At 57.2% G+C, this 1,051-nt stretch carries 1 rRNA gene; it reads left to right on the forward strand.

The window, feature by feature from the left end:
- A 23S ribosomal RNA gene (locus ACGFSH_RS34270) occupies positions 1-1,051 on the forward strand; the annotation flags it as partial.

Consider the following 1,051-nt stretch of genomic DNA (forward strand, 5'->3'; position numbering starts at 1 on the left):
TCTCGTGACTGCGTGCCTTTTGAAGAATGAGCCTGCGAGTTTGCGGTGTGTTGCGAGGTTAACCCGAGTGGGGAAGCCGTAGCGAAAGCGAGTCCGAACAGGGCGTTTCAGTAGCACGCTCAAGACCCGAAGCGGAGTGATCTAGCCATGGGCAGGTTGAAGCGGAGGTAAGACTTCGTGGAGGACCGAACCCACCAGGGTTGAAAACCTGGGGGATGACCTGTGGTTAGGGGTGAAAGGCCAATCAAACTCCGTGATAGCTGGTTCTCCCCGAAATGCATTTAGGTGCAGCGTCGTGTGTTTCTTGCCGGAGGTAGAGCACTGGATAGGCGATGGGCCCTACCGGGTTACTGACCTTAGCCAAACTCCGAATGCCGGTAAGTGAGAGCGCGGCAGTGAGACTGTGGGGGATAAGCTCCATGGTCGAGAGGGAAACAGCCCAGAGCATCGACTAAGGCCCCTAAGCGTACGCTAAGTGGGAAAGGATGTGGAGTCGCAGAGACAACCAGGAGGTTGGCTTAGAAGCAGCCACCCTTGAAAGAGTGCGTAATAGCTCACTGGTCTAGTGATTCCGCGCCGACAATGTAGCGGGGCTCAAGCGTACCGCCGAAGTCGTGTCATTCACACAATAGGGCCAACGCCTGTGTGGATGGGTAGGGGAGCGTCGTGTGCCGGGTGAAGCAGCACCGGAAGGTAGTTGTGGACGGTTCACGAGTGAGAATGCAGGCATGAGTAGCGATTCACACGTGAGAAACGTGTGCGCCGATTGACTAAGGGTTCCTGGGTCAAGCTGATCTGCCCAGGGTAAGTCGGGACCTAAGGCGAGGCCGACAGGCGTAGTCGATGGATAACCGGTTGATATTCCGGTACCCGCTGTGAAGCGTCAAACATCGAGCATCGTGATGCTAAGGCCGTGAAGCCGTTCCGGACCCTTCGGGGAAAGGAAAGTGGTGGAGCCGCCGAACCAAGCGGTTAGTAGGTGAGTGATGGGGTGACGCAGGAAGGTAGTCCATCCCGGGCGGTGGTTGTCCCGGGGTAAGGGTGTAGGACG

The organism is Streptomyces sp. NPDC048481 (assembly GCF_043200075.1).
Lineage (GTDB): Bacteria > Actinomycetota > Actinomycetes > Streptomycetales > Streptomycetaceae > Streptomyces.